6 protein-coding genes are annotated in these 6386 nt (G+C 75.1%); 5 read left to right on the top strand and 1 reads right to left on the bottom strand.

Annotation, left to right across the window (positions count from 1 at the left end; genetic code table 11):
• The 3 genes from ACFV4N_RS37835 to ACFV4N_RS37825 all read left to right on the top strand — a co-directional run.
• A partial coding sequence (locus ACFV4N_RS37835) for an aminoglycoside phosphotransferase family protein (RefSeq protein WP_499677488.1) occupies positions 1-819 on the top strand: 819 nt, incomplete at its 5' end.
• A 102-nt stretch (positions 820-921) separates the two neighbouring features.
• On the top strand, positions 922-1254 hold the full coding sequence (locus ACFV4N_RS37830) for a hypothetical protein (protein ID WP_499677487.1): 333 nt from the start codon (positions 922-924) through the stop codon (positions 1252-1254).
• A 123-nt stretch (positions 1255-1377) separates the two neighbouring features.
• On the top strand, positions 1378-1836 hold the full coding sequence (locus ACFV4N_RS37825; protein WP_499677486.1) for a ricin-type beta-trefoil lectin domain protein: 459 nt from the start codon (positions 1378-1380) through the stop codon (positions 1834-1836).
• A 9-nt stretch (positions 1837-1845) separates the two neighbouring features.
• Here ACFV4N_RS37825 and ACFV4N_RS37820 read toward each other — a convergent pair whose 3' ends face one another.
• A complete protein-coding gene (locus tag ACFV4N_RS37820) occupies positions 1846-2817 on the bottom strand; it encodes a hypothetical protein (RefSeq protein ID WP_499677485.1) in 972 nt (323 codons plus the stop codon).
• A 269-nt stretch (positions 2818-3086) separates the two neighbouring features.
• Between ACFV4N_RS37820 and ACFV4N_RS37815 the strand changes: the two genes are divergently transcribed.
• Complete coding sequence (locus ACFV4N_RS37815; RefSeq protein ID WP_499677484.1) at positions 3087-4472, top strand: sigma 54-interacting transcriptional regulator; 1386 nt, start codon at positions 3087-3089, stop codon at positions 4470-4472.
• Positions 4469-6386, top strand: a 1918-nt coding sequence (locus ACFV4N_RS37810) for a vWA domain-containing protein (RefSeq protein ID WP_499677483.1), incomplete at its 3' end; no start/stop codon positions are given. The genes ACFV4N_RS37815 and ACFV4N_RS37810, both read left to right, overlap by 4 nt.

Below are 6386 nucleotides of genomic sequence, written 5' to 3'. Positions count from 1 at the left end.
CGCATGTCCCTCCGCTTCGGACCGGGGGTGGCCGGTTGGGCGGCGCGCGTGCCGGACCGGGTGGCCGACCTGGCGCGCCGGTGGGGGCTGACCCCCGCGGGGCCCCTGTCGCAGGGCGCGTCGTCCGTGGTCGCGGAGTTCCGCGCCGGCGACGTGCCGGTGGTGCTCAAGCTGAGCCCCGACGAGCCGTTCCTGGCCGAGCAGACGGCGGCGCAGCGGCTGTTCGGGCCGTCGGGCCGGGCGCCTGAGGTGCTCGCGGAGGAGGCGGGGGCGGTGCTGATGGCGGCGGTGCGGCCGGGCACCGAGGTGGCGGACCTGCCCGAACCGCCCGCCGCGACCGAGTGGGCCGACCTGGTCGCGCCCCTGCACGCGGTGGCGCCGCCGCCGGGCGCGCGCGACCTCGCCGACCGCTGCGCCGAGTTCTTCGCCCGCATCGGCCGCCGCGTGACCGCGTCCACCCCGGTCACCCCGGTGATGTGGCAGCGGGCGCAGGACCGCTGCCGGGACCTCCTGGGTGCCGGCCCGCGCGTGCTGCTGCACGGCGACCTGCACCCCGGCAACGTGCTGGTCGGGCCGCGCGGCCTGGTGGCGATCGACCCGCGGCCGTGCGTGGGCGACCCGTGCTTCGACGTGGTCGACTTCGCCCTGGAGGCGGCCGGGCGCGAGGGGGTGGCGGACCGGTCGGCGCGGCTGGCCGAGGCGTGCGGGCTCGACCCGGACCGCCTGCTCGGGTGGTGCCGGGTCCTGGCGCCGGTCCTCGCGGTGTCGCGCTCCGACGACCGGCCGGCGCTGGAGGAGCTGCTCGCCCTGGCGGCCTAGGGACCGGCGCCGCGGCGGCCCGTTCGGGTGACGGCGTTCCGACACCGGACGGATTCTGTGTGTAATGTCGGAATTGTCAACTTCCGACGAGAGGTGCACACCATGGGTCTGTTCGACGCCTTCCGCGACGCCGCCAACGAACTCGTGTCGGGCGCCACCGACGCCGCCACCCAGGCCACCGAAGGTTTCTCCGGCGTCACCGAGACCGCCGCCGGGGCCACGGACGCCTTCACGGGCGCGACCGAGTCCTTCGCCGGTGCGACCGAGGGCTTCGCGGGTGCGACCGAGGGCTTCGCGGGCGCCGCCGAGGGCGCCACCGGCGCGGCCCAGGACTTCGGCGCCGGCGCGGCGGACTCCTTCACCCAGGCCGGCGACGCCGTGACCGGCTCCGCCACCGACGCCGCGAACTCGTTCACCGAGCCCTTCCGCTTCTAGGCGGCGCACCGCCCGGTCCGGAGGCGCCGGCCGGTCGGACGTGACCGGGCGTGACCCCGGGTTCACCACTCGGCGCACGACAACCGCTCATCCGTGCAAGCCCGGTGATGCGTCAATGGACCCATGCGCCGACTGCTGCTCGTCCTCGCCGCCCTGCTCCTCCTCGCGCCGACCGCGCAGGCCGGGCCGAACCCGATGCTCCACATCAAGAGGACGGGCACCTCCCTGGAGCTGACCACCGCGGAGGACGGCGTGGTGACGCTGCGCCCGGGCACCGGCGGGCCCGGTCAGCGGTGGCGCATGTACTTCGTGGGCATCGACAGGGTCGTGCTGGTCAGCCTGCTGGCCCCCGGCTGCCTGACGGCCGTCGAGCCGCAGGACGTCCGCCTGGTCGAGCCCTGCCACGGCGATCCGGACCGGGTGTGGACGAGGCACGTGGTGGCGGGCGAGTCCTTCGCGCTGGAGAACACCGCGCACGCGGGCATGTGCCTGTCGGCGCGCCCCTTCACCCGCGTGGAACTGGCCCCCTGCGACGGCCGCCACGACCGGCGCTGGACCGCCGTGATCGAGCCGAACCCCTGATCGGGGCCCTCACAGGGGGTCCCGCATCATCGGCTTGCAGTTCTCGCACAGCTCACGGCCCTCGCGGACGAGGAACATGTCCCTCCCGCAGCTCCGGCAGACGGGCCAGGACCGCCCCCCGGACCGGGCGCGGCGCTCCACCGGGGCCGGCCCCGCGTCGGGCAGGTAGGCGCCGAGCCCCTCGGTGAGCTGCTGGTAGTGGGACAGGCCGAAGCGGGGCACGACGTAGACCCACCGCTCGGGCGTCCGGAGCGGGACCGCCTGGCCGGAGGGCACCATCTCGGCCACGTCGTCGACCGTGACGCCCCGCCAGGGCCGCAGCAGCGGGTGGTACCCGCCGCACGGCCGGCGCTTCCGGTCGAAGCACCGCGGGAAGTTCTCCGTCGTGCACCGGGCGGCGTGCACCAGGCGCAGGCCGGTCGCGGTCGCGGCGCGCCGGGGCGGCAGGTCGTCCCACGAGATCCGGTTGCAGCCCACCGAGGGGATGCGATGGAACCACTTCGGCGTCCGGTCGGCGTCGGAGAACCAGAGCGGCAGCCACCCGGCCCGGTGCGCATCGCCGGTGTTCAGCGCGGCGGCGCGCGCGGTGACGTCGGAGCGCCGCAGCTCGACCCCGGTCCGGACCGGGCCGTGGATGGCCACGTCCAGCACCGTGCCGGTGCCCGTGCCGAGCCCGGTGTCCGACCGGTAGCCCGCGTCCTCGGCGGCCCGGTGCCAGTACTCCTTCTGCCGCTTGTGCTCGTCGCTCTCCAGCGCGATCACGTGCCGGCCGCCCTCGAAGTGGACCGCGTAGTACCTGCCGTGTCGCTCCTCGACGTACAGCTCGTCGCGCTCGGAGTCGTCGGGCTCCAGGCAGATCAGGACCCGGTCACCCGGCCCGATCCGGCCGACCAGCGACCTGACCAGGCCGTGGTCGGCCGCGGACAGGCTCGACAGGTCCAGCTCGCGGTCCTCGGGCTGGTAGAGCGCATGTGCCGTCATGGCCACCTCGCACTTCGGTCGACCGACCGCGCCGCCCCTGGTCCGACCAGCCCCGGGACGGCGTTCGCTTCGCAGGGGTCCCCGCCCAGGGGGTCCCCTGTTCTCATGGTGCCGGCGGGGTACGACAATTCCGGCCCCTCGCGCCCCGCCCGGCCCCCTGAGCACCGTTGTTCGTCGAAAGCAGAACATCCACCTCGGGCCCGCCGCACCGCCCCGGGGTGGAGCTGCTCCATGTCGACCGATCGCCCCGGTGCACGTAGCTTCGAGGGGTGACCCCTCAGCTTCCCACCACCGCCGGCGAGCTCCGGGCGGCAGGCCACCTGCCGCGCGGGGTGAAGGCCGAGATCCGGGACAACCTGCTGGCCGCCCTGCGCGAGGGCCGCGACCCGTGGCCCGGCATCGTGGGGTTCGACCGCACCGTGCTGCCCCAGCTGGAGCGCGCCCTCCTCGCGGGCCACGACGTGGTGCTGCTCGGCGAGCGCGGCCAGGGCAAGACCCGCCTGCTGCGCACCATCGTCGGCCTGCTCGACGAGTGGACCCCGGTCATCGAGGGCGCCGAGCTGAACGAGCACCCGCTCGCGCCCATCACCCCCGAGTCCCGCCGGCGCGCCGCCGAGCTGGGCGACGACCTGCCCGTGACCTGGAAGCACCGCGACGAGCGGTTCGCCGAGAAGCTCGCCACGCCCGACACGAGCGTCGGCGACCTGGTCGGCGACGTGGACCCGGTCAAGGTCGCGCAGGGCCGCAGCCTCGGCGACCCCGAGACCATCCACTACGGCCTGCTGCCCCGCTCCCACCGCGGCGTCATCGCCGTCAACGAGCTGCCCGACCTGGCCGAGCGCATCCAGGTGGCGCTGCTCAACGTGATGGAGGAGCGCGACATCCAGATCCGCGGCTACACGCTGCGGCTCCCGCTGGACGTGCTGCTGGTCGCCACCGCCAACCCCGAGGACTACACCAACCGCGGCCGGATCATCACCCCGCTCAAGGACCGGTTCGGCGCGGAGATCCGCACCCACTACCCGCTGGAGATCTCCGCCGAGGTGGACCTGGTCCGCCAGGAGGCCGACCTGGTCGCCGAGGTCGGCGACCACCTGCTCCAGGTCATCGCCCGGTTCGTGCGGCACCTGCGCGAGTCCTCGGCGATCGACCAGCGCTCGGGCGTCTCGGCCCGGTTCGCGGTGGCGGCGGCGGAGACGGTCGCGGCGAGCGCGCTGCGCCGCGCCGCCCTGATCGACGAGAACCCGCCCATCGCCCGGCCGGTCGACCTGGAGGCGGTGCCGGCCGTGCTGCGCGGCAAGCTGGAGTTCGAGGCGGGCGAGGAGGGCCGCGAGCAGGAGGTCCTGACCCACCTGCTGCGCCGGTCCGTGGCCGACGCGGCGCGGGCGACGTTCGCGGGCCTGGACCTGCGGCCGCTGGCCGAGCTGGTCTCCGACGGCCACCCGGTGGCCACCGGCGAGCGCGTGCACGCGGGCGACCTGCTGGCCGCGCTGCCCGAGCTGCCCGTGCTGCACGAGGTGGCCGCCCGGGTCGGCGCGGGGCCCAAGGACCCGGTCGGCCGCATCGCCTCGGCCGTCGAGCTGGCGCTGGAGTCGCTCTACCTCACCCGGCAGCTGTCCAAGGACAGCGACGACGACCGATCGGTGTACGGATGAGCACCTACCGGTACGGCCGCTACGTCGACGGGCCCGACCCGCTGGCGCCGCCGGTCGACCTGCGCGCGGCAATGGACGAGCTGGGCCGCGAGGTCATGGAGGGCTCCTCCCCGGAGTCGGCGCTGCGCGAGCTGCTGCGCCGCGGCCTGCCCGGCACGCGCGGCCTGGACGACCTGACCGCCCGGTTGTGGCGGCAGCGCTCGGCCCTGACCCGCCGCCACCGCCTGGACGGCACGCTCCAGGAGGTCCAGCGCCTGCTCCGGGAGGCGCTGGACGCCGAGCGGGCGGCGCTGTTCCCCGACCCGGACGACGACGCGCGGTTCCGCGAGGCCCAGTTGGACGCGCTGCCGCAGTCCACCGCGGCGGCCGTGCGGGAGCTGGGCGAGTACGACTGGCGCTCCCCGCAGGCCCGCGAGTCCTACGAGCGGATCCGGAACCTGCTCGGCCGGGAGCTGATGGAGCAGCGGTTCCAGGGCATGAAGCAGGCCATGGAGAACGTCCGCTCCGAGGACGTCCGGCGCATCCAGGACATGCTCGCCGACCTCAACGCCCTGCTCGCCGCGCACGCGCGGGGCGAGGACACCGGTGAGCGGTTCGACCGGTTCATGCGCGAGCACGGCGAGTTCTTCCCGGAGAACCCCCGCACGGTCGACGAGCTGATCGACGCGCTGGCCGCCCGGTCCGCCGCCGCCCAGCGGGTGATGAACTCCATGACCGAGCAGCAGCGCCAGGAGCTGTCGGCGCTGTCGCAGCAGGCGTTCGGCGACTCCGGCGTGGGCGCGCAGCTCTCGCAGCTGGACTCGCTGCTGCGCGGCCTGCGGCCCGGCGAGGACTGGACGGGCTCGGCCCGGTTCCGCGGCAACAGCCCGATGGGCCTGGGCGAGGGCGCGCAGGCCATGGCCGACCTGGCCGAGATGGACGCGCTGGCCGAGCAGCTCGCCCAGTCCTACCCGGGCGCGAGCCTGGAGGACATCGACGCGGAGGCGCTGGTCCGGCAGCTCGGCGCGGAAGCCGGCGTGGACGCCCGGCGGCTCGCCGAGCTGGAGCGCGAGCTGCGGTCCCAGAACCTGCTCGAACGCGCGCCCGACGGCTCCCTGCGGCTCACCCCGAAGGCGCTGCGCAGGCTGGGGGAGACCGCGCTGCGCGGCGTGATCGACGGCGTGCGGTCGCAGGGGCAGCGGGACAGCTCGTCGGCGGGCGCGGCCGGTGAGCTGATCGGCTCGACCCGGCCGTGGCGGTTCGGCGACACCGAGCCGTGGCACGTGCCGCGCACGGTCACCAACGCGGTGCTGAGGTCGGCGGGCGGCCAGGTGGCGCTGGACGTGGTGGACGTCGAGGTCAGCGAGACCGAGCAGCGGTCGCGGGCGGCGGTGGCGCTGTGCGTGGACACGTCCTGGTCGATGGTCCAGGACGGGCGGTGGGTGCCGATGAAGCGCACCGCCCTGGCCCTGCACCACCTGGTCCGGACCCGGTTCCGGACCGACGCCCTGGAGCTGATCACGTTCGGCAGGCACGCCGAGACCGTGGACATCGGGCAGCTCACCGCCCTGGAGGGGGTGTGGGAGCAGGGCACCAACCTGCACCACGCGCTGCTGCTGGCGGGCAGGCACGTGCGGCGGCACCCCGACGCGCAGCCCGTGGTGCTGGTGGTGACCGACGGCGAGCCGACCGCGCACCTGGAGGCGACCGGCGAGGCCGAGTTCCACTACCCGCCGCTGGACCGGACGATCGGCAAGACCCTGGTGGAGGTGGACGCGCTGGCCCGGCTGGGCGCGTCGATCACGGTGTTCCGCCTGGGCGACGACCCCCGCCTCACCAGGTTCGTGGACACCCTGGCGCGCCGCTCCGGTGGCCGCGTGGTGGCGCCGGACGAGGACGGCCTCGGCGCGGCGGTGGTGAGCGACTACCTGCGGT

The sequence above is a fragment of the Actinosynnema sp. NPDC059797 genome (genome assembly GCF_042732085.1).
GTDB lineage: Bacteria > Actinomycetota > Actinomycetes > Mycobacteriales > Pseudonocardiaceae > Actinosynnema.
The sequence above is the reverse complement of the archived record's forward strand: the minus strand, read 5'-3'. Positions and strand labels throughout refer to the sequence as shown.